Annotated in this window: 24 protein-coding genes and 2 pseudogenes; 15 read left to right on the top strand and 11 right to left on the bottom strand. The window is 70.6% G+C overall.

The features are described from left to right. The first annotated feature begins 423 nt into the window (after positions 1-423). Complete coding sequence (locus D474_RS0111035) at positions 424-1,473, top strand: S1C family serine protease (protein WP_017613635.1); 1,050 nt, start codon at positions 424-426, stop codon at positions 1,471-1,473. Between the two features lie 81 nt (positions 1,474-1,554). On the opposite strand, the gene D474_RS0111030 is transcribed toward D474_RS0111035, so the two are convergent. Next, positions 1,555-2,694: an Mrp/NBP35 family ATP-binding protein gene (locus D474_RS0111030; RefSeq protein WP_017613634.1), complete on the bottom strand. Its 1,140-nt coding sequence runs from the start codon at positions 2,692-2,694 to the stop codon at positions 1,555-1,557. Between the two features lie 417 nt (positions 2,695-3,111). Between D474_RS0111030 and D474_RS0111025 the strand changes: the two genes are divergently transcribed. Then, positions 3,112-4,113 carry a CPBP family intramembrane glutamic endopeptidase gene (locus D474_RS0111025; protein ID WP_017613633.1) on the top strand — a complete coding sequence of 334 codons (1,002 nt, stop codon included), beginning with the start codon at positions 3,112-3,114 and terminating at the stop codon, positions 4,111-4,113. Here D474_RS0111025 and D474_RS0111020 read toward each other — a convergent pair. Next, entirely contained in the window at positions 4,103-4,561 is a 459-nt protein-coding gene (locus D474_RS0111020; RefSeq protein ID WP_017613632.1) for a hypothetical protein, read from the bottom strand. The genes D474_RS0111025 and D474_RS0111020 overlap by 11 nt on opposite strands. Continuing rightward, positions 4,558-5,076, bottom strand: a complete 519-nt coding sequence (locus D474_RS0111015; RefSeq protein ID WP_017613631.1) for a GtrA family protein — start codon at positions 5,074-5,076, stop codon at positions 4,558-4,560. Before D474_RS0111015 ends, D474_RS0111020 begins: the two co-directional genes overlap by 4 nt. A gap of 224 nt (positions 5,077-5,300) precedes the next feature. Between D474_RS0111015 and D474_RS0111010 the strand changes: the two genes are divergently transcribed. Continuing rightward, positions 5,301-6,458, top strand: coding sequence for a 5-(carboxyamino)imidazole ribonucleotide synthase (locus tag D474_RS0111010; RefSeq protein WP_017613630.1), 1,158 nt, complete (start codon positions 5,301-5,303; stop codon positions 6,456-6,458). After that, positions 6,455-6,991: a 5-(carboxyamino)imidazole ribonucleotide mutase gene (purE, locus tag D474_RS0111005; protein ID WP_017613629.1), complete on the top strand. Its 537-nt coding sequence runs from the start codon at positions 6,455-6,457 to the stop codon at positions 6,989-6,991. Before D474_RS0111010 ends, purE begins: the two co-directional genes overlap by 4 nt. 56 nt (positions 6,992-7,047) lie before the next feature. Here the strand turns inward: purE and D474_RS0111000 are convergent, their stop codons facing one another. Continuing rightward, positions 7,048-7,272, bottom strand: a complete 225-nt coding sequence (locus D474_RS0111000) for a hypothetical protein (protein WP_017613628.1) — start codon at positions 7,270-7,272, stop codon at positions 7,048-7,050. 98 nt (positions 7,273-7,370) lie between these two features. Further along, on the bottom strand, positions 7,371-7,946 hold the full coding sequence (locus D474_RS0110995; RefSeq protein WP_017613627.1) for a TetR/AcrR family transcriptional regulator: 576 nt from the start codon (positions 7,944-7,946) through the stop codon (positions 7,371-7,373). A 71-nt stretch (positions 7,947-8,017) separates the two neighbouring features. On the opposite strand from D474_RS0110995, the pseudogene D474_RS28315 reads away from it, so the two are divergent. After that, positions 8,018-9,525, top strand: a pseudogene (locus tag D474_RS28315) (MFS transporter). Between the two features lie 64 nt (positions 9,526-9,589). On the opposite strand, the gene D474_RS0110985 reads toward D474_RS28315, so the two are convergent. From D474_RS0110985 to D474_RS0110975, 3 genes are all read right to left on the bottom strand, one after another. Further along, positions 9,590-10,921 (bottom strand): UDP-glucose dehydrogenase family protein, encoded by a 1,332-nt coding sequence (locus D474_RS0110985; RefSeq protein ID WP_026118377.1) that lies wholly within the window; start codon positions 10,919-10,921, stop codon positions 9,590-9,592. Between the two features lie 234 nt (positions 10,922-11,155). After that, positions 11,156-11,821: a hypothetical protein gene (locus D474_RS0110980; protein WP_017613624.1), complete on the bottom strand. Its 666-nt coding sequence runs from the start codon at positions 11,819-11,821 to the stop codon at positions 11,156-11,158. An 11-nt stretch (positions 11,822-11,832) separates the two neighbouring features. Further along, positions 11,833-13,374, bottom strand: coding sequence for an LCP family protein (locus D474_RS0110975; RefSeq protein WP_026118376.1), 1,542 nt, complete (start codon positions 13,372-13,374; stop codon positions 11,833-11,835). Between the two features lie 293 nt (positions 13,375-13,667). Between D474_RS0110975 and D474_RS0110970 the strand changes: the two genes are divergently transcribed. Together D474_RS0110970 and D474_RS0110965 are read left to right on the top strand one after the other, a co-directional pair. Next, complete coding sequence (locus D474_RS0110970) at positions 13,668-14,663, top strand: glycosyltransferase family 2 protein (protein ID WP_017613622.1); 996 nt, start codon at positions 13,668-13,670, stop codon at positions 14,661-14,663. Positions 14,664-14,756: 93 nt separating this feature from the next. Then, positions 14,757-15,848, top strand: coding sequence for a DUF4429 domain-containing protein (locus D474_RS0110965; RefSeq protein WP_017613621.1), 1,092 nt, complete (start codon positions 14,757-14,759; stop codon positions 15,846-15,848). Between the two features lie 74 nt (positions 15,849-15,922). Here the strand turns inward: D474_RS0110965 and D474_RS0110960 are convergent, their stop codons facing one another. Next, positions 15,923-16,684, bottom strand: coding sequence for a glycerophosphodiester phosphodiesterase (locus tag D474_RS0110960; protein WP_017613620.1), 762 nt, complete (start codon positions 16,682-16,684; stop codon positions 15,923-15,925). Next, positions 16,684-17,436 (bottom strand): IspD/TarI family cytidylyltransferase, encoded by a 753-nt coding sequence (locus tag D474_RS0110955; RefSeq protein ID WP_017613619.1) that lies wholly within the window; start codon positions 17,434-17,436, stop codon positions 16,684-16,686. Before D474_RS0110955 ends, D474_RS0110960 begins: the two co-directional genes overlap by 1 nt. Positions 17,437-17,845: 409 nt before the next feature. On the opposite strand from D474_RS0110955, the gene D474_RS0110950 reads away from it, so the two are divergent. From D474_RS0110950 to D474_RS0110915, 8 genes are all read left to right on the top strand, one after another. After that, positions 17,846-18,691: an ABC transporter permease gene (locus D474_RS0110950; RefSeq protein ID WP_017613618.1), complete on the top strand. Its 846-nt coding sequence runs from the start codon at positions 17,846-17,848 to the stop codon at positions 18,689-18,691. Continuing rightward, a complete protein-coding gene (locus tag D474_RS0110945; protein ID WP_017613617.1) occupies positions 18,691-19,566 on the top strand; it encodes an ABC transporter ATP-binding protein in 876 nt (291 codons plus the stop codon). Before D474_RS0110950 ends, D474_RS0110945 begins: the two co-directional genes overlap by 1 nt. Before the next feature lie 206 nt (positions 19,567-19,772). After that, entirely contained in the window at positions 19,773-20,567 is a 795-nt protein-coding gene (locus tag D474_RS0110940) for a hypothetical protein (RefSeq protein ID WP_026118375.1), read from the top strand. After that, positions 20,564-21,208 (top strand): DUF5941 domain-containing protein, encoded by a 645-nt coding sequence (locus tag D474_RS0110935; RefSeq protein WP_017613615.1) that lies wholly within the window; start codon positions 20,564-20,566, stop codon positions 21,206-21,208. The genes D474_RS0110940 and D474_RS0110935 overlap by 4 nt, the downstream gene beginning before the upstream one ends. Before the next feature lie 16 nt (positions 21,209-21,224). Further along, positions 21,225-21,956 carry a phosphocholine cytidylyltransferase family protein gene (locus D474_RS0110930; RefSeq protein ID WP_017613614.1) on the top strand — a complete coding sequence of 244 codons (732 nt, stop codon included), beginning with the start codon at positions 21,225-21,227 and terminating at the stop codon, positions 21,954-21,956. Between the two features lie 5 nt (positions 21,957-21,961). Next, positions 21,962-23,011 carry an iron-containing alcohol dehydrogenase family protein gene (locus D474_RS0110925; RefSeq protein ID WP_017613613.1) on the top strand — a complete coding sequence of 350 codons (1,050 nt, stop codon included), beginning with the start codon at positions 21,962-21,964 and terminating at the stop codon, positions 23,009-23,011. Further along, positions 22,989-23,759, top strand: coding sequence for a CDP-alcohol phosphatidyltransferase family protein (locus D474_RS0110920; RefSeq protein WP_017613612.1), 771 nt, complete (start codon positions 22,989-22,991; stop codon positions 23,757-23,759). Before D474_RS0110925 ends, D474_RS0110920 begins: the two co-directional genes overlap by 23 nt. Positions 23,760-24,007: 248 nt before the next feature. Continuing rightward, complete coding sequence (locus D474_RS0110915) at positions 24,008-24,874, top strand: glycosyltransferase family 2 protein (protein WP_026118374.1); 867 nt, start codon at positions 24,008-24,010, stop codon at positions 24,872-24,874. Between the two features lie 497 nt (positions 24,875-25,371). Here D474_RS0110915 and D474_RS33300 read toward each other — a convergent pair. After that, a pseudogene (locus tag D474_RS33300) lies at positions 25,372-25,473 on the bottom strand (MarR family transcriptional regulator); the annotation flags it as partial. Between the last annotated feature and the right edge of the window lie 199 nt (positions 25,474-25,672).

The following is a 25,672-nucleotide window of genomic DNA, read 5'->3' as shown; positions in this document are numbered from 1 at the left end:
TCCGGCAGCAGCGGAGAACCCATGAACCACACCCCGCCCCAGGGTCCGGGAGACCGTCCCGGGCACCACCCTCCCTCCGGAACCGGAGCCCAACCCCCCTTCGAACCTCCGCGACCCCCGGCCGGGGCCCCGGACCCGCAGCAGCAGTGGCACCGACCCGACCCCCGACAAGGCGGGGCTCCGCACCAGGACCAACCCGGCCCCGGGCCGCACCAGGGGCCGCCGCAGGGCCCCGGGCCCCAGCAACCGGGCACCCCCGCCGACGGGCAGCCCCCGATCGGACCCGGCGTCGCACCCACCTCCGGGATGCCTGTCGGCGCCGGTGGCCAGCCGCCTCAGGGGCCCGGCCCCCAGGTACAGAACGAGAGCGGGGGAGGACCCCGCAAGCGCCGTGGGATCCCCGCGTGGATCGCGCTGTCGGCCATGCTCGTCGTCGCGCTCATCGCCGGCGGTGCGGGCGGTCTCGCCGGGACTCTCCTGAACCCGGTGGGCGGCGGCGCGGACGAGGACGAGTCGCAGTCCTCGCACATGAACGAACCCCCGCCCGAGGCTCCCGAACGTGACCCGGAAACCGTCGCGGGCGTGGCGCAGCGGGTCAGCCCCAGCGTCGTCCACATCATGAGCGCGGACCCGCGTATCCCCCACACCGGTTCCGGTTTCGTGATCGAGGGCGACTACGTCGTCACCAACCACCACGTCGCCGAACCGATGGAGGAGGGAATCCACATCGAGTACAGCGACGGCAGCACGTCCGAGGCCACCGTGGTGGGTACCGAACCCGAGTACGACCTGGCTGTGCTCTCGCTCGAGGACCCGCACGACGTCGAACCGCTGGAGTTCGGCGACTCGGAGGAGGCCATCGTCGGCGACGAGGTCATCGCCATCGGTGCGCCGCTCGGTCTCGCGGGCACCGTCACCCAGGGCATCATCAGCGCCCTGGACCGGCCGGTGGGCTCCGAGGAGGGCGGCAGTCAGTTCTACGCGATCCAGACCGACGCGGCCATCAACCCCGGCAACTCCGGCGGCCCGCTCGTGGACGTGCAGGGGCGCGTCATCGGCGTGAACTCGATGATCGTGACGATGAACGATGTTGTGGGCGAGCCCCAGGGCAACATCGGCCTCGGGTTCGCGGTGCCCGCCACCGACGCCCAGGGTGTCGTCTCGTCCCTGGTCGAGGACGGCGGGGAGGCCGAATCCGAATATGCCGATCTCGGGGTGGCCCTGGACACCGAGAGCCCCATCGCGGGCGCTGTCATCGACGATGACGGGGTGGACTCCGGCGGCCCGGCCGACGAAGCGGGCCTGGAACCGGGCGACGTGCTCGTGGAGTTCGACGGCCGTCGCATCAACTCCGGCCAGGAGCTCATGGCGATGCTGCGCGACTTCGCACCCGGTGACGAGGTCGAGGTCGACTACGAACGCGACGGGGACAACGAATCGACCACGGTCACCCTGGGATCGTCGCAGGATTGACCCGGCCCCGAACACGAGACGCCCGCGCACACTCACTGGTGTGCGCGGGCGTCACGTCGCGGATGTGTGGGTGCGGGGCGGTCAGCGGCCGGCCGGGGAGATCCCCAGCTGCATGCCGGCCAGCCCACGGGGCTTGCCGACCAGGTTCTCGGCCACACCGGAGATGACCTTGCTGGCCTCGTTGTCGGGGTCGCTCAGGACGAGGGGCTCACCGGCGTCGCTGCCCTCGCGCAGGCGGGTCTCGAGCGGGACCTGCCCCAGGAGCGGGATCTCGGTGCCGAGCGTCTTGGTGAGCGCGTCGGCCACGGTCTGCCCGCCGCCCTCGCCGAACAGGTGCAGCCTCTCGCCGCCCTCCGGCGGGACGAAGTAGGACATGTTCTCGATGACGCCCGTGATGCGCTGGTGTGTCTGCGCGGTGATCGCGCCGGCGCGCTCGGCGACCTCGGCAGCGGCCTGCTGAGGAGTGGTGACCACGAGCAGCTCGGCGTTGGGCAGGAGCTGCGCCACGGAGATGGCGATGTCACCGGTGCCCGGGGGCAGGTCCATGAGCAGGACGTCCAGGTCACCCCAGTAGACGTCGGACAGGAACTGCTGGAGTGCGCGGTGCAGCATCGGGCCGCGCCACACGACGGGCTGGTTGCCCTGCGTGAACATCCCGACCGAGATGACCTTGATGTCGTGCGCGCTCGGGGGGAGGATCATGTCCTCGACCTTGGTCGGGAAGTCCGACGCACCGAGCATGGTGGGAACGGAGTGGCCGTAGATGTCGGCGTCGACCACGCCGACCTTGTGGCCCTGGGCGGCCATCGAGGCGGCCAGGTTCACGGTCACCGAGGACTTGCCGACGCCGCCCTTGCCGGAAGCGACGGCGTAGACCTTGGTCAGCGAGTTCGGCTTGGCGAAGGGGATCTCCTTCTCCGCCTGGCCGCCGCGGAGCTTGTTCTGCAGCTCCTTGCGCTGCTCGTCGCTCATGACGTCGAGCTCGACGGTCACGTGGCGGACGCCCTCGACGGTGCGCGCGGCCTCGGACACGTCGTTCTCGATGCGCCCCTTCATCGGGCAACCGGCCACCGTGAGGTAGATCCCCACGTGCACGGCCCCGTCGTCGGCGACGTCGACGCTCTTGACCATGCCCAGGTCGGTGATGGGTCGGTGGATCTCCGGGTCTTGCACCGTGGCCAGGGCCTTGTGCACCTGCTCGGTGGATGGTGTGGAGGACATGTACCCAATCGTAGGTCAGCGGGACGAGGACTCGGCCTGTGCACAAGCCACGCACGGACCATTCCGTACAACGGGTCCGGAGCGTGCCCCTATTCCGTGCCCGAGGTGTCCGGAAAGCGCGGCACGAGGGATTTCGCAGCGCTCGATGCTCTGCGCAGGCGGGTGATAACGGCGCGGTCTTAACGCAGGCAATACATGGCCGGATAGTAGTCTCAGCGCACGATGGGAAATGTGCCGCCACCGCCCGGTTCGTCCTGGCCCGCAGCCTCCGAGGGGGTCGAGGGGCCGACCGACGGGCGGTATCCACAGGATCAGGACTGGGCCGGACCGCCCGGTGGTGGCAGGCTGACCCCTCCCGGGGGGCATCCCCAGGTCGAGGCGGACCCGGGGGTGTGGGCTTGGCCACCTCCGCGCCCCGTGCGCACCAGCGTCTTCGCGACAGCGGAGATCCCTTCTGGTGAGTCATACCACACACTGGCCCGCACGACACGTTCACGCTGGTGGACGCCGCCGCTGACACTGCTCGTCTTCGCCGTGCTGTTGTCCGTCCTGTGGATGGGCATGGTCCTGGCGATCACCATCGTCTCGGTCATGGGCGGCAGCGGGCTAGCCCCGGAGTCGATGAGTGTAGGTGCGATCGCCACGCTCGCATTCGGGCTGGCCTCCACCGCGCTGCTCATACCGATCGTGTTCTTCCTGGTCCGCGTGGTGCAGTGGCGCCGCTTCGGGTCGCTCATGTCGGTCGAGGGCCGGCTCCGGTGGTCCTGGCTGGGGCATTGTCTCGCGCTGGCGGTGGGACCCGTGGCGTTGTGCCTGCTCCTTTCGTGGGCGCTCTCCGACACCCTCGTGGCCGGGACCGAGCCCGAGGCCGTGTCGTCGGTGGCGTTGTCCGGAACCGGGGTGTTCCTCGGCGCGCTGTTGGTCATCGTGCTCGTGGTGCCCTTCCAGGCCGCTGCCGAGGAGATGACCCTGCGCGGCATGGTCATGCAGCTCATCGGATCGCTCGTGCCCAGGGAGAGCACCGGCGCCACCGCCCGCGTGCTGCGTTCCCCCTGGCCGGGGATCCTGGCCGCAGGAACCCTGTTCGCCTGCCTGTACGCGGCGGGTCACCCCGGCAACGTGTGGACCACAGCCGCCCTCGCCGTGCTGGGTATGGCGATGGCATGGCTGACCTGGCGGACCGGCGGCCTGGAGGCCGCGATCGGGCTGCACCTGGTCAACAGCATGGTGCAGTACACGCTCGTCGTCTACGACGGGCGCATCGACGAGATCGGGACCGGTGCCGTGGTCGGAGCCGGCCTGCCGGCAGGAGCGGGAACGCCTGTCGGCCTGTTCCTCACCGTGGTGCAGGCCGGCCTCTTCGCCCTGATGGTCGTGGTCTCCGCGAACCGCCGCGGCGTGCGCCGCGTCAGTCCTTGAGGTCGTCCGACCCGCCGAGGTCCCCGCCCACGTCCGTGTACAGGAGCTCGGCCAGTGCGGCGAGCACCGCCATCACCAGTAACGACACCGCCAGCCAGTAGCCCGGCAGGTCAGGTCCGGCGGACAGCGCCTTCAGGGCGGACCGGTGGTGCACGAGCAGCGCGGTCGCCGAGACGGTCGACAGCAACCCGGCGAGCACCGCCAGGACCGACGGCCGCCACAGGCCTGCCAGCCCCAGCGCCGACGCGCACACCGCCAGAGCTGCCACCGCGACCGGTCCCGGGACCGGGGTTCCGGTCGGCGCCGTCGTGAGCACCTCGAACCCGGTCAGGCGGGCGGGGGAGGGGTGCCCGCCCCCGAGCTCGTGGAACGGCAGCGCCAGGCAGGCCAGCGCCGCCATCGGGGCCAGGGTGCGGACCAAGGGGAGCGCGCGCGGAGGGCGGCTCACACGGGCCTCCGCGCGGTGCCCTCGGGCTGCCTGTCGGCGCCGTCGAGGGGGTCGGTGGCCGATGCGGTGTCGGGTTCACGGGTCTGGTCGGGGAAGACCCACGTGCGGTACGAGAAGAAGCGGAACAGCGTTCCGAGGCCCACCCCCACGACGTTGCCCGCGATGTTCTGTGCCAGGGGCCCGTCCAGGCCGAGCACGTACAGCGAGAACGCCTGGCACCCCAGCTGGATGAGCATGCCGATACCGTTCATCGCCAGGAACAGCACCGTCTCCCGCCCGTATCCGGTGCGCGCGCGTGAGCCGAAGGTCCAGAACCGGTTCCCGACGAACGCCACCGCGATGGAGCAGACCGTTCCGATGATCTGGCCCGCCATCACCGGAAGGTCGGTCAGCGTCCACAGCAGGTTGGTCACGCCCAGCTGCACCACGTAGGCCATCGCGCCCACGGATCCGAACCGGGCGATCTCCCCGGCCAGTTTCGCCAGCCGGGGGCGGCGTTCCAGGAATGCGCGCACGGGGCCTCCGGTCGCTCGGTGGGGGTCGGCCGACGGTACCCCTGTCCCCGGTGCCGTGGCCACTGCGGAGTCCCAGCGTGCCACGTCCTAGACTCGGTCGGGGGAACCGCTGTTGACCCCGGCCGCGGGTTCCGAGCCCTGGACCGGAGAGCGCAGGGCCAGGTACCGCCGTGCGCGAGCGGGACCGTCCCGTCACCGCGGCGTCGAGCATGAACTGAGGAACTGTGAGCGAGCACAACCGCACCGTCCCCCGCGTCGGCATGGTGGGCGGGGGACAACTCTCCCGCATGACCCATCAAGCCGGTATCGGCCTGGGAGTGCACTTCTCGGTCCTGGCGGCCGACCCGGCCGACAGCGCCGCACTGGTCTGCGGGGACGTCACCCTGGGCAACGACCGAGGCCTGGACGACGTCCTGTCCTTCACCAAGGACCGCGACGTGGTGACCTTCGACCACGAGCACGTGCCCGAACCCGTCCTGCGCGCGGTCGAGGAGGCCGGCGGCCTGCTGCGTCCGGGCCGCGACGCGCTGCGTTTCGCACAGGACAAGCTCCGCATGCGCACCCGCATGACCGAGCTCGGCGCCCCCTCACCCCGGTGGCGTGCCGTCACCACCCTCGACCACGTGTCCTCCTTCGCCGAGGAGGCCGGGTGGCCGGTGGTGCTCAAGGCCGCGCGCGGGGGCTACGACGGCAAGGGTGTGTGGGTGGCCGGCGGGCCCGAGGAGGCCCGTGAGGTCGTCGACCGGGCCGCCGCCGAGGAGGTGCCGCTCCTGGTCGAGGAGAAGGTCTCCTTCTCCCGTGAGCTCGCGGTCCAGGTCGCGCGTTCCCCGCACGGACAGGTCGCCGTCTACCCGGTCGTGGAGACCGTGCAGCGCGGCGGTATCTGCCACGAGGTGATCGCCCCCGCCCCGGGCCTGGCCGAGGAGAAGGCCACGCGATCCCAGGAGTTGGCCATCGAGATCGCCCACGCCCTCGAGGTGACCGGTGTGCTGGCCGTCGAGCTGTTCGAGACCGCCGACGGCGTGGTCGTCAACGAGCTCGCGATGCGCCCGCACAATTCCGGCCACTGGAGCATCGAGGGCGCGCGCACGTCGCAGTTCGAACAGCACCTGCGGGCCGTCCTGGACCTGCCGCTGGGGTCGCCGCGCACGAACGCCCCCTACACCGTCATGGCCAACCTGCTGGGTGGCGAGGACCCCGACGTCTACAGCCGTTACCTGCACGTCATGGCCGAGGATCCCGAGGTGAAGGTGCACTTCTACGGCAAGGACGTGCGTCCGGGCCGCAAGATCGGGCACGTCACCGTGGCGGGCGACGACCACCGGGACCTCCTGGACCGCGCCCGCGACGCCGCCGCCTACCTGCGAGGAGACCAGCAGTGACCGCCGAGGACCAGCCCCGTGTGGGCATCGTGATGGGGTCGGACTCCGACTGGCCGGTGATGCGCGAGGCCGCCGACGCCCTGCGAGAGTTCGACGTCCCCATCGAGGCCGACGTCGTCTCGGCGCACCGCATGCCGCACGAGATGATCTCCTACGGGAGCGAGGCCGCGGGGCGCGGGCTCAGCGCCATCATCGCCGGGGCCGGGGGAGCCGCCCACCTGCCCGGGATGCTCGCGTCGGTGACCACGCTCCCGGTGATCGGTGTGCCCGTACCGCTCAAGCACCTGGACGGGATGGACTCGCTGCTGTCGATCGTGCAGATGCCCGCCGGCGTCCCGGTGGCCACGGTCGCGGTCGGGGCCGCCCGCAACGCCGGCCTGCTGGCGGTGCGGATGCTGGCCGCCCAGGACCCGGACCTGACCGAGCGCATGGCCCGGTTCCAGGAGGAGCTCGAGTCGCAGGCCCGTGCCAAGGGCGAGCGGCTGCGACGCGAGGTGGCCGACGGGCAGAAGGCGACCGGTTTCGGTTTCTGACCCCCCACGACGCACCACGGGCCCTGGGCGCTCGCCCCGGGCCCGATGTGTGTCCGTCAGAACCGCACGCGCGGGGCGTGGTCCACGCACAGCTCGGCAGGGCGTTCCTGCAGGTGACCGGCGAGCATGAGGTCGTTGACGGGGGGGTACCGGTCGGCCTCCACCTGCCGCAGGCCGTCGGCCGGGACCAGGACCTGATCGCCGCCGCCGGCGCCCTCCGGGGGCACGGCCGTCAGGAACGCGGCGCACACGGCCGGAGTTCGGAGGGCGGAGAGCTTCACGGGATGTTTCCCTCTCGGCAGGATCATCGTGTTCAGTCAATGACTGAGAGTGGTCGAGAGGGCCCCGTTCCGCCGGGGGTCCGCCGGATCTACGGGCATCAGTCGGCTCGGGGGTGCACGAGCAGGTGCAGGCCCTCGACGGCCTGGTCGACCGTCGGCAGGCCCTCGGGGTCGACGAGGTACTGCAGGACGTAACCGGTGACGACGTTGTAGACCATCGAACCGAGACCCGCGGCGGTGGAATTGTCGACCTCGTTCGGGGCGGTGTTCAGCAGCAGGGCGGCCATGTCCCGGCGTGCGCGCCCGATGCCCTCGCGCAGGGGGGTGCCGATGTCGTCGTCGAACTGGGCCTGACTGAACGCCTGGACGCTGGCCACCATGAGGTCACGGTTCTCGGGCAGGGTCGAGAAGAGGGTTCGGAGCAGGACGTGCAGACGCTGGTCCGGGCTTTCCGACCGCGAGGCCTCCAGGGCGCGTTCGAACACGTCGCCCCATTCGCCGGTCGCCTCGATCACCGCGGTGTTCAGCAACTTGTCCTTCGAACCGAAGTGGTAACCGATGGACGCCAGGTGCGCACCGGAGGCGGCGGCGATGTCGCGCGCGGTCGTCTTGCCGTAGCCCTTCTCCACCAGGCACTGCTTGGCGCCGGCGAGCAGCTCCTCACGTTGGCTCATGGGTCCACTGTAACAGTCTTGAACGTACGTACATATTGACGGTCGATTTTGACGTACGTACGATCAAGGCCATGAACCCGGAATCTCGGAACCGCGCCGGTCCCCGGATATGGGTCGGTGCCGTCCTGCTGCTTCTGCCCGCACTGCTCGTCTCCATGGACATCTCGGTGCTCTTCGTCGCCGCACNGCCCCCCCCGCCGCTCAGTGGCTGTGGATGATGGACGTCTACGGCTTCGTCCTGGCGGGGCTGCTGATCACCATGGGCGCGCTCGGCGACCGCATCGGCCGCCGTCGCCTGCTGCTCATCGGAGCCCTCGCCTTCGGCGCCGCCTCCGCCCTGCTCGCCGCCGCACCCTCACCGGAGCTCTTCATCGCGGGGCGGGTCCTGCTCGGCATCGGCGCCGCGACCCTGGCACCGTCCACGCTGTCGCTGCTCCGTGCGATGTTCACCGACCCCGCCCAACGGCGCACCGCGGTGGGCATGTGGACCGTCGCCTTCGCCGGGGGAGCGGTGATCGGCCCCGTCATCGGCGGGGTGCTCCTGGAGTTCTTCTGGTGGGGCTCGGTCTTCCTCATCAACCTGCCGGTCATGGCGGTGCTCCTGGCCGCCGGCCCGTTCCTGCTGCCGGAGTACCGGGGCACGGAACACTCCGCCTTCGACCTTCCGGGTGCGGCGGCCTCGCTGGTCGCCGTCATCGGCCTGGTCCAGGCGGCCAAGCGGTTCGTGGAGTACGGGGCCGACGGCGCGGGCCTGGTCGCACTCGCGGTCGGTGTCGCCGCGATGGTGCTGTTCGTCCTGCGGCAACGCCGGGCTCAGGACCCGCTCGTCGATCTGACGCTGTTCACCCGGCCCGCCTTCAGCGCGTCCGTGCTCGGCAACACCGCAGTGTCCTTCGCCGTGGCCGGGCTCGGTCTGCTCACCTTCACGTTCCTGCAGGTCGTGCACGGCCTGAGCCCCCTCTTCGCCGCCCTTTACGCCCTGCCCACCGTGCTCGGGACAGTCGCCGGCGCGACCTTGGCCGGCGTCCTCGCAGAACGGGTGCGCCCCGCCGTGCTGCTGACCGCCGGCCTGGTCGTGGGGGCGGCCGGGTTCGGGGCCGTCGCCGCGGTGGAGGCCGACACCCACCTCGCGGTCTTCGTCGGCGGCTACACCGTCGTGACCCTGGGCATCGGGATCGTGGCCACCCTGGCCAACACCCTGATCCTGGCCACCGCCCCGCCCGAGCGTGCCGGGGCCGCGGCCGGGGTCTCCGAGACCAGCACCGAACTCGGAGCGGCACTGGGTATCGCCACCCTGGGAACCGTGGCGAGCTCGGTCTACCGGAGCACCATGGCCGGGACCGCCCCCGATACAGGAACGGCCGCCGGCGAGACCGTCGCGGGGGCCGCCTCCACCGCAGCGGACCTGCCACCGCGAGAGGCGGCGTCCCTGCTGTCCGCCGCCTTCGAGGCCTACACCGCGGGTGTGAACACCGCTGCCGCGACCGGTTCCGGGACGCTCCTGGTCATCGCCCTCGTCGNGGCGGGCGCCCGGAACGAACCCGCCGACCCGGGCCCGGGAGATCCCGCGCGGGTGTGAGAGCACGAAGAAGGGCCGGGTCCGACCGGCGACGTCGGACCCGGCCCTCGCCGGTACATCGGTGTCACTGCCGGCCGAGCGCCCGGTAGGTCCAGCCGGAGGAACGCCAGTACGTGGGGTCCAGGGCGTTGCGCCCGTCCACCATCTTGCGCTGGGCGACCACCTCGGCCAGGTTCTCGGGGTTGGCCTCCTTGAACTCCGCCCACTCGGTCAGCAGCAGCACCACGTCGGCGCCGGCGGCCGCGTCGCGCAGGGTCGGCGCGTAGTTCAGCTGAGGGTGCTCCTCGCGGGCCCGGTCCATCGCCTGGGGGTCGTAGACCGTCACGTGCGCGCCCAACGACGCGATGGTGGAGGCCACGGCCAGCGCGGGCGAGTCCCGGATGTCGTCGGAGTTGGGCTTGAACGCCGCACCCAGCACGGCGACGGTGCGCCCGGCGAAGTTGCCGCCGATCAGCTGGCGTGCGATGTCGATCGTGCGCGCGCGGCGGCGCTGGTTGATCGCGTCGACCTCGCGCAGGAACGACAGTGCGGGCTCCACACCCAACTCGTCGGCGCGCGCCATGAACGCGCGGATGTCCTTGGGCAGGCACCCGCCGCCGAAGCCCAGGCCGGGGCCCAGGAACTTGCCGCCGATACGGTCGTCGTGCGACAGCGCCTCGGCGAGCTTGATGACGTCGGCGCCCGCGACTTCGGAGACCTCCGCCATGGCGTTGATGAAGGAGATCTTGGTGGCCAGGAATGCGTTGGCCGACACCTTCACCAGCTCGGCGGTCTGGAGGTCGGTCACGAGGAAGGGCACCCCCTCGTCGATCTGCTGCTGCCACAGCGCGCGCACGGCCTTCTCGACCCGCGGGGAGTCCGTGCCGATGACGATGCGGTTGGGGTGCAGCGTGTCCTCGACGCCGAAGCCCTCGCGAAGGAACTCCGGGCTCCACCCGAGCTCGGCCTCATCACCGACCGGTGCCAGCGAGGCCAGGCGCGCGGCCAGCGTCGCGGCGGTGCCGACCGGGACGGTGGACCGGCCCACGACCACGGACGGACGGGTCAGGTGTGGGGCGAGCTGGTCGACCGCGGAGTTGACGTAGCTCAGGTCGGCGGCGCCGGAGTCGTCCATCTGCGGGGTGCCCACGCAGATCAGGTGCAGGTCGGCGAATTCGGCCGCCTCGGCGAAGGACGTGGTGAACCGCAGGCGCCCGGTCGGGAGGTTCTCGCTGAGGAGCTCGTCCAGGCCCGGCTCGAAGAAGGGGAGACGGCCCTGGCGCAGCATGTCCACCTTGGCCTCGTCGACGTCGACGCCGAGGACCTCGAAACCCATCTCGGCGAGGCACGCAGCGGTGGTGGCGCCGAGGTATCCGGTCCCGATGACCGAGACACGCATACGTTCTGCTTCGACCACTGGTGGTGTCCCTTCTTCCTTGCTGTCCGCGCTCGTGTGCTTCTTGTGCCCGTTCGTTCCGCTCGGCATCCGTGCACGGAGGGGCGAAACGGACATTCGGCTGTGGTGATCGGGTGACCCCACCGAGGCGGGGCAACACCTTACGCGCCGCGGAACGGCGTGTGACCGAACACGGCGTGAACAGTCAATCGTTCAGATTACCGGCGGGTCCGGCCTTTCGGTCCACCGGCTGTCTCAGGCCGGGTCGTCACCGTAGGCCCGGTTTCGTCCGGCCTCATCTTCCAACGGGGTCCAGGAGGCCCCGTTCTCGCCACGCCGGAAGGGGGTGGTGGTCTTGTCGGGGTCGCCCTCCAGCCCGCTGCCGCGCGGCGGGGACGCGGGACGGTGCTCCGGGACGGTGTCCCCGGCGGGCCCGTAGAGGCCGGGATCGGCCGGTTCCTCCAGGGGCGCAGGACGGTACCGGTCGCCGTCGGACCCGGCACGGGCTCCGCCGGTTACGTCGTGCAGGGCGCGCCACCGGGTGGGCGTCAACGCCGAGCCGAAGAGCAGGATTCCCAGCGGAAGGGCGACCGCGAGCCCCGGGCCGGACGGGTACAGGAAGCTCTCGGCGTTGAGCCGGCCCAGCGCCGGACCCAGCGTCTGCGGGGCCACGGCCGGCCACAGCGCGATCGCCGCCAGCAGCAGTCCGCCGGTGGCTGCGATCATCGGGGAGACCCGTGTGGCGACCAGTCCCACGCCCACAGCGCCGACCGCGGCGAGCAGCAGTGCCGCCGAGACCGTCGCGAACGAGACGTCGCCGTCGGCCAACTGCGGCAACAGTTCGGCCGACCAGGAGACCGCGACCCACAGGGCGGGGGCGAGCGCGGTACCGATGAGCAGGCCGGCCAGATGGCGGAGCACGGGGAACCTTCCTACGAGCAGATGTTGTCCTCGGCGGTCGAGGTGGTGGCCGAACCCTCGGACTCCTCCGGAAGCTCGGTGGGGGTCTCCTCGGCTTCCTCTTCCTCCGCCGGTTCCGCGTCGGCCTCGGCAGCGGGGGCGTCGAACGACGTGTAATTGAATCCGATCACGATCTGGAGTTCACCGTCCAGGGTGTCGTCCTCCACAGCTTCGGAACCGTCGATCAGCCCGGACACGTAGGCGGCCTCCTCGGCCATCTCGGGTCCGTACCGCACCTGGGTCTCGGCCAGGTCCCGGCTGGTCCAGTTCTCGGCCCCGTCGGTGAGCTCGAACCCGGCCTGCGACAGCTGGGCGTCGAGCTCGGCACCGACCCCGGGGGAGGCGGTGCCGTTGAAGACACGCACCGGGATGTCCGTCGGAGCCGGATCGGAGTCCCCGTCATCCGCGCCGGCCTCCTCCTCGTCGCCGACGGGGCGGTCGGCCTGGATGTCGGCGAACAGCTCACGGGCGGCGGGCTCGTCCCACAGCACCGCGACGTCCCCGCGCTCGGTCCAGTGCTCCATGTCGGCGATCGGCACCTGCGCGAAGTCCACGGCGTCCAGGTCGAGCCCGCGCATCTGGTGGCCGAGTTCGTTGAGGGTGCCGGTGTCCAGGCCCTCGTCCACGGTCACCGACGACAACGAGGTCTCCAGGAACGAGGTGAGCTTGGCGGGGTCGGAGAGGGTCTCGGTGCTCAGCGCCCGGTCCATCATCGCCGCGACCAACTGTTGCTGGCGGTCGATGCGGTCCAGGTCGCCGCGTGCGGTCGCGCGGGTACGCGAGAAGGCCAGCGCGTCGGTGCCGTCCACCTCGTGGGTGCCGGCCTCCAGGTCGAGCTTGGCCTTGGGGTCGTCGATGTTCTCCTCCAGGCACACCTCGACGCCGCCGAGCGAGTCGACGACGTCCACGAACCCGGTGAAGTCCACCTCGACGTAGTGGTCGATGCGCACCCCCGTCAGCGACTCCACGGTCTCCACCGACTTCTGGGGGCCGCCGTATGCGTAGGCGGCGTTGATCTTGTCCTCGCCCTCGCCGGGGACGTCCACCCACAGGTCGCGGGGGAGGCCCACGACGGTGACACGGTCGCGGTCGTGGTTGAGGTGCACCAGCATGATCGCGTCGGAGCGCTGGCCAGGGGTCGAACCCACACTGAGCGCGTTCTGGTCCTCGCGGCTCATCTCGTCCCGGCCGTCGGAGCCGATCACCAGGAAGGTCAGCGCCCCCGACTCGTTCTCGGGCCGGTCGTCGTCGGCCAGGCCGCCGAAAACGTCGGAGCGGCTGATGTTGCCCGAGACCCATTCGGTGGCGCCCCAGGAGATGCCCGAGGCCAGCAGAACGAGCACGGAGAGGGCGCTCATCAGGAGAAGGCCGGTGCGCCGTCGCCGGGCACCGGCCGAAGGAACCGTGATTCGTCCGCTGCGTGGGGAGCGGCGCCGTCCGGGGGGCAGGGGCTGTGAGCGTTCGCGCCGGAACTCACCCGCCGACCCCTGCTGTCCGGCGTTGTCGTCGCTCATCGACATCCCCGTCCCAACCCCGTCAACGGTGTTCTTCTCCCCAGGTTGTCACCCGATTCCCCGAAGGACGCGGGATGTCAACGCTCGGCGTGTTGTCGCCCCATTGGGTCGGACGCGTCCCGGGGCGGAACCGTTCGACGGGAACCAGAAATCCGCGCAAGTCGTGCCCGTCCGTGGCGGGTGGAAAACGTGGTGCGGAGGCGGGGGAGACGTGCCGCCGGACGGTGCGGCCCGGGTCTGCGCGTGCAGTACCGTTGGGGCGTTCCGACCCCTTTTGATCCTGGGAAGTACCTGTGTCCTGGCCCTCCGTCTCCGTCGTCATGCCCGTTCTCAACGAAGAGCACCACCTCGCCGCGGCGGTGGAACACGTCCTGGAGCAGGACTACCCCGGCGAACTGGAGATCGCGCTCGCCGTGGGCCCCTCGAAGGACCGCACGCGCGAGGTCGCCGACGGCATCGCTGCCGCGGACACGCGTGTGACCGTGGTCGACAACCCCTCCGGCAAGACCCCGTCGGCGCTCAACGCCGCCATCGGCGCTTCCACGCACGACATCGTGGCCCGGATCGACGGCCACGCGATGATGCCCTCCGACTACCTGCGGGTGGCCGTGGAGACCCTGGACGAGACCGGCGCGGACAACGTCGGCGGGATCATGGCGGCCGAGGGCGTCTCCGCCTGGGAGAAGGCCGTGGCGGCCGCGATGACGTCCAAGATCGGTGTCGGCAACGCCCGCTTCCACACCGGGGGCGAGGGCGGCCCGGCCGACACCGTGTACCTGGGGGTGTTCCGGCGTTCGGCCCTGGAGCGCGTGGGCGGCTACGACGAGGCGTTCCTGCGGGCCCAGGACTGGGAGATGAACCACCGCATCCGGCAGACCGGTGGCACCGTCTGGTTCCAGCCGCGCATGCGTGTGACCTACCGTCCCCGTCGCACCGTCGGGCTCCTCGCCAAGCAGTACTTCCACTACGGACGCTGGCGGCGCGTGGTCGCCCGCCAGCACAAGGGCACCATCAACCTGCGTTACCTCGCACCGCCGGTCGCCCTGGCCGGTAACCTCGCCGGCCTCGTCGGCGGGTTCCTTTGGTGGCCGCTGTGGCTGGTGCCAGGCGCCTACCTGGCCCTCGTCATCGGCGCGACCCTGCCCCTGGGCCGCGGACTGCCGGCCGCGTCCCGGCCGATGATCCCCCTGGCGCTGGCCACCATGCACATGTCGTGGGGCGCCGGCTTCATCACGAGCCCGCCGAGCCTGGGTTCGGACTCCCGCACCGCACAGGCCGCCCAGGGCTGACCCCTGTGCCCGGTCCGGCCGGAAGCCACCCGCACCCTGTCGAACCGGCCGGATCTCTGCTATCGAAGAAGGTGCGGCACGGGAAGGCTGTCAATGGACGAACTACGCGGGAACGAGGCGGTCTGGGTCTTCGACGGCGAGACGATCGAGATCCGTTACGAGACCAAGGGCTGGTTCAAGAGCCCGCTGCTCAGGGAGATCGGCTCCTTGAGCGTGCCCATGGGCGCCGTCGAGTCGGTCGCGTTCGAACCCGGGGCGGCCCGCAAGAAGGGGTGGGTGCTCTCCCTGCGCCTGCGTGAGCGCACCGACCCCTACCTGGCGGTGGGCTCCCAGATCGACCCCAAGCTCCAGCCCTTCCGCCTCACCGGGGCCGCCCGCACCGAGCTGGTCGCCGAGTACCTCGCCGACCAGATGCGCTTCGCCGCCGGGCAGGCGGAGGCACCCCAGGACCCCTGGCTCCCCACCCGTATGGTCCCCGAGCTGCCCCTGCTCATCACCACGTGCGAGGGGCAGGCCGTGTTGGACGGAGACGGCCTGCGCCTGCTCTGGTCGGGTTCGCAGGCGGGCGGGTACAAGCGCAAGAAGCAGCGGCGTGAGTACGCCCTCTCCGAGATCAACGGGGTCGAGATCGTGCCCCTGGACGACTGGGGATGGACCTTCCTGCGGGTGGTCACCGCCAGGACCGCCAAGGAGGCCGCCGCCAAGCCCAAGCACGACCTCAACATCCTGCGCGCGAACGAGGACGACGACGGCCAGTACCGGGTCTTCCTCATGGCCGCCACCGTCACCGCGCACCTCTGGGCCCACGGCGCCGCGGCCCGCGCGCGCCTGGGCTCGGGCGAGGTCTCCGACGCCGGCATCGGCGACCGGCCCGGAATCAGGGATCCGGAGTGGTGGCGCGAGGCGGCGCAGAACGCGGTCGGGGCCCTGGCTGCGCCCCGCCTGACGATCCCCTTGCCCGGCCGCGGACGGGGAACCGGCACCGGCGTCGGGGGCGAAGACTCGCCGGGAACGGCGGGTGACGGCGCCGGGCCCGTGGCGGAGCAGGGTTCCACGGGCGGCACCGGGCACGACACCGACTGGGTCTATGCCCAGATCGAGCGCCTGGGCGAGCTCCGGGACAAGGGGCTGCTGTCGGAGGAGGAGTTCGGCGAGAAGAAGACCGAACTGCTGCGCCGCATCTGAGCTGGCCCCGAGGCTCTTGCTACTGGAGCCAATATCGGCGCTGAACTCTGCTCTGGTAGCAAGATCCCCGCAGTTCAGCCCGGCCCGCGCAGCGCCGCCAGTGTGTCGGGCACGGCGTCGACCACCACCGCGTCCATGCCGGCGGCGGTGTACCGGGCGGCGTCCTCGGGGCCGGGGCACCAGGAGATGAGCTGCAGCCCCGCTGCGTGTGCGACCTCGAGGGTGTACTCCACCGACCGCCGCCCCGGGCGCGGTTCTTCGCCCTCCAGCCCGAGTGCACGCGCGTCGACCGCCACGATCGGGCAGCGCAGCCCCACCGCTCCGGGGATCGCCGTGTCGGCCGGATTGCGCACGTACGGCATCCACGCGGTCGGTACCTCGGGGGCGCCCTCGTGCACAGCCGCCAGCAGCCCCGGGTCGAAGGAGCACACGAACACCCTGCGTCGCCGGGCCTCGCGGCGCAGGTGGGGCAGGAGCAGGGACACCGTGTGCCTGGTGGGGGAGTCCACGGCGTCCTCCATGACCGTCTTGACGTCCACGTCCAGGCCCACGCTCTCGGGGATCGCCTCCAGCCCCTCCGCCAGCCGGTACAGCCCCGCCTGAGTGCACTCGGCCGCGGTCAGGTCGACGATCGCACGGCCGTCGGCCAGGGCCGCGTCGTGGTACAGCACCAGCGCGTCGTCGGCGGTGCGGCGCACGTCGATCTCCACCCAGTCCGCCCCGGCCTGCGCGGCGGCCGCGTAGGAACCCGGCGTGTTCTCCCGGTGCACGTCCACGACGCCGCGCCCCAGGCCCCGGTGGCCGATGACCTCTGTGGGCTCGAAGACGCCGCCCATCACGCCGCCCCCGTCACGGCCGCACGCGCGCGGGCACGGCGCAGCAGCGTCTCGGCCACCTCGACGTCGCCGGGGTTCGTGACCTTGATGTTGGACTCGTCGCCGGGCACGATCCGGACCTCCTCCTCGGGCAGGTACCGCAGCACCACGCCGCAGTCGTCGGTGGCCACCAGACCGGGGTCGGCCATGGCCAGGCCGTAGGCGCGGCGTGCCACCCCGAGCCGGAAGCCCTGGGGGGTCTGCATGCGCCTCAGTTCGGCGCGCGGGGGGACGTCCGTGATCGCCTCTCCGCCGGTCCGGCCGGGCGTGACGCGTACCACGGTATCGCCTGCGGGCACGGCCACCCCGACGGCGCCGGCCTGGCCGAGAGCCTCGACACACGCCGAGACGGTCGCCGGCCGCACCAGGGGGCGGGCCGCGTCGTGCAGGAGCGCGAGGTCCTCGTCGGAGGCTCCCGACATCGCCTCCAGTGCGGCGTTCGAGGTCTCGGTGCGGGTGGCGCCTCCGGGCAGCACGCGGCTGACCTTGGTGAACCCGGCCTCCGCCACGAGGTCCTCGACGCGCCCGACGTGGCTGTCGACCATCAGCACGACGATCTCGTCGACGTCGGGGCACGCCTCGAAGGCGGCCACGGAGTGCTCGATGATCGTCCTGCCCTCCAGCGGGAGCAGCTGTTTGGGGGCCGGAGCGCCCATCCGGGCACCCACCCCGCCGGCCAGGACGGCCGCGATCACCTCGGGCCGTGCGCTCATGGCGGCCCACCCCCTCGTCGATGGCGTGTACGGTCCCGGTCGACATTAACCGACGTGCGTCACACGCCCGGAGCGTCTGCACTGCGGGTGATCGGGGCTTCCGTACGGTCGAGGGTGCCGGGGTGGCGAAGCGGCGGGGGCCGGGGCGATGGGCGCGACCCGTCGTTCACAGCGGTACTCTGTTGGACGCCTGATATGGCGTGCTCGGTCCAGACCTCCTCTGAATCGGTCGTGGAGCCGGGCGCGGTCCGTGACACTCCCCCGGTCGCCCGGACACGCTCTCCCCCCGTGCCGGAAACCGTCTGCCGTGGGTCGGACCGCGTGCAGAGGCCCGGTGCGCGCAAGGCGACAGACACACATGCACGCGGCCGTCCGGCACCTCGTGTTCCGGGCGAAGAGAACTCAACCCTTGGAGGTGGCGGTGGCGTCAAGGGCGCTGGCCGTCTGGGAGCACCGGAAGGTCGTCGGCCTCCTGGTCCGGCGCGACCTGAAGGTCAAGTACCAGCAGTCCGTACTGGGGTACGCGTGGACCATGTTGGAGCCGTTGGCTCTGACGATGGTCTACTTCTTCGTCTTCGGAGTGATTCTCCAGGCCGACCGGGGGATGCCGCCGGAGGCCCTGGACCACGGAGGGTTCCTGCTCTACCTGGTGGCGGGCATCCTGCCGTGGACCTCGTTCGGGGCGATGTTCGGCGAGTCACCCCGGGCGATGATCACGCACGGCAAACTCATCACGACGATGAAGGTGCCGCGGGAGATCTTCCCGATGGCCACTGTGGGAACGAAGTTCGTCGAGTACCTGCTCACCCTGCCGGTGCTGCTGGCCTTCGTCGTGTTCCTGGGCGGCACGTTCAGCTGGACGGGGATGCTCGTCTGGCTGCCCTCGGCCATTGTGCTGCAGTTCGTGTTCGGCCTGGGGATGACCCTGTTCCTGTCGACGGTGAACGTCATGTTCCGCGACATCGAACGGATGGTGCGCATCATCACGCGCCTCCTGTTCTACGGATCGGCCATCCTGTACCCGGCGCACATGGTCCTGCAGTCCGATATCCCGGAATGGCTCAAGACCCTGTACCAGCTCAACCCGTTGCTGGGCATCTTCCAGATGCACAGAGCGGTGTGGTTCGCTGGATTCCCGGAATTGACCCCGACCACGATCGCGTTGTGGTCGTCGGTGGTGGGTTCTTTCCTGATGCTCGTCATCGGATACTGGACGTTCCGCCGTCTGGAGATGTCCGTCCTGAAGGAGTTGTGATGGCACAGCCCTCCACCTACACCACGGATGGCGCTGGCCCGGTCATCGAGGCCAAGGGTCTCGGTGTCAAGTTCGCCGTCAACCGCAGGCGCAAGCGCAGCCTGCGCGAGATGTTCATCCACGGCAGCAAGCGCGACCCCAACGCCGAGGGCGACGACTTCTGGCCGCTGCGCGATGTGTCCTTCGAGATCGCCAAGGGCGACTGCGTCGGCATCGTCGGTAAGAACGGCACCGGAAAGTCGACGCTGCTCAAGATGATCGCGGGCGTCCTCATCCCCGACGAGGGCGACGTCCAGGTCCACGGCAAGGTCGCCCCGCTCCTGGAGCTGCGTGCCGGGTTCAACGACAACCTGACCGGCCGCGAGAACGTGTACCTCGTGGGCTCTCTGCACGGCATGACCGAGAAGCAGATCGACGAGCGCTTCGAGGACATCATCGATTTCGCCGAGATCAAGCCGAAGTTCGTCGACACCCCGGTGCGCCACTACTCCAGTGGCATGAAGGTGCGTCTGGGCTTCGCGCTCATCTCGCAGCTCGAGCACCCGATCATGCTGGTGGACGAGGTCCTGGCCGTCGGCGACAAGGCCTTCAAGCTCAAGTGCTACGCGGCCATCGACCGTATGCTCGCCAACGAGCGCACGATGGTCCTGGTCTCCCACAGCGAGAAGGACCTGCGCCGGTTCTGCAACCGCGGTCTCTACATCCGCAACGGCAGCCTGGCCCTGGACACCGACATCGACTCGGCGCTCGAGGCCTACAACGAGGACACCAAGGCCGAGATCGCCGAACGCAAGAAGCGCGATGCGGCGAAGAAGAAGCGCGCCGACGGCGACAAGAATCCCGACGACGGCAAGTCCGAGGGCGACGAGGCCTAGGGCAACCCTGGGCCCACCCCCTCTCACCTCCCTCCACGCAGCATCCGCGAGCGCACCACGGGTTTTCCGGTGGTGCGCTCGCGTGCGTCCTGGCCTGTCCGAAACCCCCGCCGACCTGGGGCTACCGGGCCAATATGCGTGTCGGCGTTGAATGGTTACCCAGCGTGAGTAAACGTGTCCCTCGGTACATCTGGGAGGGCACGGACATGGCACACGCTTCACCCGCGCGGACGATCGCACGCGTCCTGGAACGGAGGCACGTGACCCGGGCCGGCATGACCCGGATCAGCGTGCTGGCCGCACTCGGCGCGGCCGTCTGGTTCGCACAGGGAGAGGGCAACGGGCCACTCGTCGGATCGGTCTTCCTCGCGCTCGTCCTGGCCTGCGACGCTGTGCGTTCGGNGCCCCCCAACCGGCGCGACTCCCTCACCCTGTGGCTCGCGGCCATGCTCGGCCAGCTGCGCGAGTACATCGTCTACGCCGGGTTGGCCCTGGGCGCGGTCGCCGCCGGCATCAACGGGGCCTGGGCGTGGGCCGCGGGTGCCCTCATCGCGCTGGCGCTGCGCGACTCGCTCCTGGTGGCCCGCAAGCCCCCCGCTGCCGAGCCGCTGGGGCGTGACGCGGCTCGCGGTGCGGTGCCCGCGCAGCGGCGTTCTGAGGGCCTCCTCGGCGGGGCCGGGGTCCCCGGTCCGCGCCCGCCCGGCGACAGCGACCCCGAACTCACCGGACGGCTGCTCGGCACGCAGTCCGCGCGCGGCAGCACGCGTGTGGCCGCGCGGGAGGGGAGGGGGGCGGCCCCCGCCGCAACCGGCGCCGTGGTGCCGCTGTCCGATCTCGCCCGCCGCGGGCTGGCCTTCACCCAGCCCGTGCGATTCCTGGCGATCGTCGTAACCACGATCGTGTGGGACCCCAGGGTCGCCTTCGTCACTCTCGTCGTGGGGTGCACGATCGCTGTCACGAGTGAACTGGTCGGCGCCGGGGACCGCGTGGAGCAGGTGTGAGCGGGGCCGTGCGGGAGGTGGCGCCGCGCCGACCCGATCTGCGCTTTCTGCGTGATGACAGTCACATCGGGCTCCTGCTGGGGCGGATCGCCCCCGGTGCCTTCCCGCCCCTGCTCACCGTACTCACCGTCGCTCTGGTCGCCGGTACCCTCCTCGTGGCAGACCAGGGGCGGCTGACAGGCATTACCCTGTTCGCACCGGTCGCATCCCTGCTACTGTCCGGCCTGGTCTCGGGCCACCCCCACTACGGACGGTTCGACTGGCTCGTGCCACCCGTGCTGCGCGTCACCGAGTACGGGTTCCTGACGGTCCTGGGACTGGCGTCCGGTGTACCCGGTCCCCTGGTGTTCGTACTCTTGGTGGCGGTCGTCCTCCACCACCGCGACGACGTCACCCGCCCCGCGGTCGGCACGGTCCGCCCCGGGTGGGTACGCGCCGCCTCCCTCGGCTGGGACGGGCGCCTGCTCGTCGTCGCCGTCGGGGGAGCGCTGGAGTCGCTCACGGCCGTCTACGGCCTGCTCGCCGCGTACCTGGTGGCGCTGCTCGTCCGCGAGTCCGTGCGCACCTGGAGCGCGACACCGGTGACCGACCTGCGTGACGACCACAACGACCGAGGAGGCGTGGACGCCTCCTCAACCTAAGGAGGAACACGCCCTCATGCTCGGAATGGTTCTCGCCGCGGGCGCGGGACGCCGGCTGCGTCCTTACACCGACACCCTGCCCAAGGCCCTGGTGCCCGTCGACGGCGAGACGACCATCATGGACATCTCGCTGCGCAACCTGGCCGCTGCCGGGCTGACCGACGTGGTCGTGGTGGTCGGTTACGCCGCCAACGCCGTCGAGGAACGCAAGGAGGCCCTCGAGGAGCGCCACGGCGTCAAGATCACCCTCAGCTACAACGACAAGGCCGAGGAGTGGAACAACGCCTACTCCCTCTGGACCGCGCGTGAGTTCTTCTCCGAGGGCGTCCTCCTCGTCAACGGGGACACCGTGCACCCGGTGAGCGTCGAGGAGGCGCTGCTGGGCTCCCGCGGCTCGGAACTGCTCCTGGCGGTCGACGACGTCAAGAAGCTCGCCGACGAGGAGATGAAGGTGACCCTGGACGGCTCCGGGCACCTGAAGAACATCACCAAGCTCATGGACCCGGGCATCGCCGCGGGCGAGTACATCGGCGCCACCCTCCTCGAGGGGTCCCTGGATGCCCGCCTCGCGGACGCACTCAAGGCGACCTGGGAGCGCGACCCGCAGCTGTACTACGAGGACGGCTTCCAGGAGCTCGTCAACCGCGGGGAGAAGGTCTCCATCGCGCCCATCGGAGACGTCGAGTGGGTCGAGGTCGACGACCACGACGACCTGGCCGAGGCGAGGGAGATCGCGTGCCGCTACTAGCCCGAATGCTGCAGTCGCCCCTGGCCATCGACGTGCGTCGCGGGGCCATCGCCGCGCTCGGCGACGTCCTGGCCGACCGGCGCATCGCCACCGAGGGCCGCATCGCCCTCGTCGTGGGCCCCGGCCAGGGTGAGCGCATCGAACGCGACGTCGACCTGCCCCAGTGCGAGGTCTTCCAGGTCAGCGAAGGCACCGTGGACGCCGCCACCGAGCTCGGCAAGAAGCTGCGCTCGGGCGCCTACGAGGCCGTGGCCGGCATCGGCGGCGGCAAGACCATCGATGTGACCAAGTTCGCCGCGACCATGGCGGGTATCCCGATGGTGGCCGTGGCCACCAACCTGGCCCACGACGGCATCGCCTCCCCGGTGAGCTCCCTCGAGCACGAGGGCGGCAAGCCGTCGATCGGCGTCACCATGCCCATCGCCCTGGTCATCGACCTCGACTACGTGCAGGCGGCACCCTCCCACCTCGTGCGCTCGGGCATCGGCGACGTGGTCAGCAACATCTCGGCGATCGAGGACTGGGAGCTGGCCGGGCGGGTCAACGGCGAGCCGGTCGACGGTATGGCCGTGACCTTCGCGCGTGTGGCGGCCGAGGCGATCCTGCACCGGCCCGACTCGGTGGAGTCCGACTCGCTGCTGACCGTGCTCGCCGAGGGTCTGGTGCTGTCCGGAATGGCGATGTCGGTGGCCGGCTCCAGCCGTCCTGCCAGTGGCGCCTGCCACGAGATCCTGCACGCCGTCACGCAGCTCTACCCGGGCACCAGCAACCACGGCGAGCTCGCCGGCCTGGGCGCGCTGTACGCGTCCTTCCTGCGTGTGCGCCACCTCGACTGGTCCGAGGCGCGTATGCACGAGATCCGTGACTGCCTGCTCCGCCACGACCTGCCCATCGTCCCCTCGGACGTGGGCCTGTCCGCGGAGGAGTTCGCCAAGGCGGTGGTCCTCGCACCGGACACCCGTCCCGGCCGGTTCACGATCCTGGAACACCTGAACCTCTCCGAGGACGAGATCGGGCGGAGTGTCGCAGAGTATGTCGAAGCCGTCGGTCGCTGAGGTCCGCTCGGGCGGCCAGCCCGAGGGGATCAAGGAGCGCACCAACGAGGAGCACTGGGCAGGCCGGTTCTACATGCGGGACCTCTCCCCGTACGTGAGCACCGTGTTCGTCCGTCTCGGGGTCCCCCCGAACCCCATCACCTACCTGATGATGGCCTTCGGTGTCCTGGCCGGTGTCGTGGTGGCCTTCGGCGGCCTGTGGTCGGCGATCCTGGCGGCCGTGATGGTCCAGGTGTACCTGCTCCTGGACTGCTCGGACGGCGAGGTCGCCCGCTACACCGGACGCACCAGCGTCGCCGGGATCTACCTGGACCGCATCGGGCACTACGTGTCCGAGATCGCCCTGCTCATCGGCTTGGGCATCCGTGCTCAGGGTGAGTTCGAGGCCGGCGGCTGGGTGATCCTGGGTATGGCCGCCGCCCTGGGCGTGGCGCTCATCAAGGCCGAGACCGACAACGTCGTGGTCGCCCGCGCCAAGGCGGGCCTGCCGGAGGAGGTCAGCGACGCCGCGATGAGCCCGCGGTCCTCCGGACTGAGCCTGGCCCGCCGGCTGGCCTCGATGCTCAAGGTGCACCGGGTGATCCAGGCGGTGGAGCTCTCCCTGCTCGTCGTCGTGGCCGCGGTCGTCGACGCCTTCCTGGGCGATCTGACCGCCACCCGGATCCTCGTCGCGGTCTGCGCTTTCGTGGGTGTGCTCATGAGCGCGGCACACTTCGTCAGCGTGGTCGCCTCGCGCCGCCTGGAATAACGCGGTAGTGACGTTACCGTCACAGAGGGGGCTGTGAGCGTTACCCGGTTCACAGCCCCCTACACCCCCCTTTTATGCTTTCGTTAGTCTGCTTCTGCGACCGTTGCTGGTACTTCACCTGCCTGTCGCACGCCGTCCACTGATCGGTCGAACCCATGGCTACTCCTGTCATTCCGCCCGCATCGGGTTCCGATGCGTCCGAGGCGGAGGACTCCCAGCCCACCGCCGCCGAACGGAGCCGCGCCGAGGTGTCCGCGCCCACACTGTCCTGTGTCCTGCTCACGATGGGGACCCGCCCGGCCGAACTGCGCCGTGCGATCACCAGCGTGTTCGAACAGGAGGGCGCCGACGTCGAGGTCGTGGTGGTCAGCAACGGCGCCGAGCTGCCCGAGCTGCCCGAGGGTGTGCGCACCGTCCCGCTGCCCGAGAACGTCGGTATCCCGGCCGGGCGCAACGAGGGTGTGCGCGCCGCAGAGGGCGACATCGTGCTGTTCCTGGACGACGACGGCTGGTACCGCTCCACCGACCTGGCCCGCCACGTACGGGAACGGTTCGCCTCCGACCCGTCGCTGGGTGCGATCTCCTTCCGGATCGCCGACCCCGACGGCGGCCCCGACCAGCGGCGCCATGTGCCGCGGTTGCGGGTGGGCAACCCGCGCGAGTCCAGCGAGGTCACCACGTTCCTGGGCGGCGCGAGTGCGATCCGGCGGACGGCCTTCGAGGCGGGTGGCGGTCTCCCGGGCGACTTCTTCTACGCACACGAGGAGACCGATCTGGCCTGGCGCATCATCGACGCCGGCTACCGGATCGAGTACGACGCGGACGCGGTCATGTACCACCCGGCGGTCGCCCCGACACGTCATGCCGATTTCTACCGCCTCAACGCCCGGAACCGGGTGTGGTTGGCCCGCCGGAACCTGCCCTGGCTGCTGGTGCTGCCGTACCTGGGGACCTGGATGGGGCTGACGCTGCTGCGCGAGCGTGATCGCGACGCGCTGCGTTCCTGGTTCCAGGGGTTCCGTGAGGGCTGGCGGGAGGACGCCGGTGCGCGCACACCGATCGGGTGGCGCACGGTCTGGCGGATGACACGCGCAGGGCGGCCCCCGGTCATCTGACCGGCGCAGGCGCGTCCACGAACCTGCGGAGGGTCCGTGCACCTGGGTGTGCGGACCCTCCGTTCGTGTGTGCGGGGGGGGCAGGTCCGGGCAGGAATCGACCTCTCCGTGCCACCAGGGAGGGACCGCCGAAGTCTATTGCGCGTTGACAATATTTCGGCTGCTTCGCATGGATTCCTCGGGTGGAGCGGTTCGGACCGAGGGGCAGGCCGAACACCCCGGTGCCTTCGCCATGCGCTGCGGAGGTACCTGGCAGTCTCCCCTGTCATGCGGTCCGGGGGTCCCGAACCCCCGAGTCCTCGGTCTGTGCGGCCACCTCCCGGAAGGCCGTGAGGCCCTCCAGCAGCATCGTGCGCTTTTTCGGGGGCATGCGGGCGATCACCGTGTGGAGCTCCTTCTCCCGCCGGCCACGCAGGTCGTTGAGGAAGGAGCNGGCTGCTCGGGCTGGCCGTACGGCTGACGAAGCCGACCGCTTCGAGGCGGTCGCAGAGCCTGCTGACGGAAGGAGGGGTCGACCCAAGTCGTTCTGTGACGGTGCGCAGGTTGACGCCGTCCTCGTCCTCCAGGACGAACAGGACCTTCAATTGGGAGGGGGACACCGGGGAGGCGGCGGCCTCGCGGCCACGGCCCCAGAGCACCTCGATGACCTCGGTCACCGCCGAGGCGGCCCGAGCTGTCTGTTGCGTCTGCTCCTGCGACTCAGAACTCACTTTCCACTCTCACCCATCACGGCTGTGCGCCGATCCCGCGCTCCGGCCGGTCGCCGGGTTTCTCCAAGACCATAACGGAACGCCCGAT

It is taken from the genome of Nocardiopsis salina YIM 90010 (genome assembly GCF_000341025.1).
GTDB classification, from domain to species: Bacteria; Actinomycetota; Actinomycetes; order Streptosporangiales; family Streptosporangiaceae; genus Nocardiopsis; species Nocardiopsis salina.
Note: the sequence above shows the minus strand (reverse complement) of the source record. Positions and strands in the feature narration are given on the sequence as shown.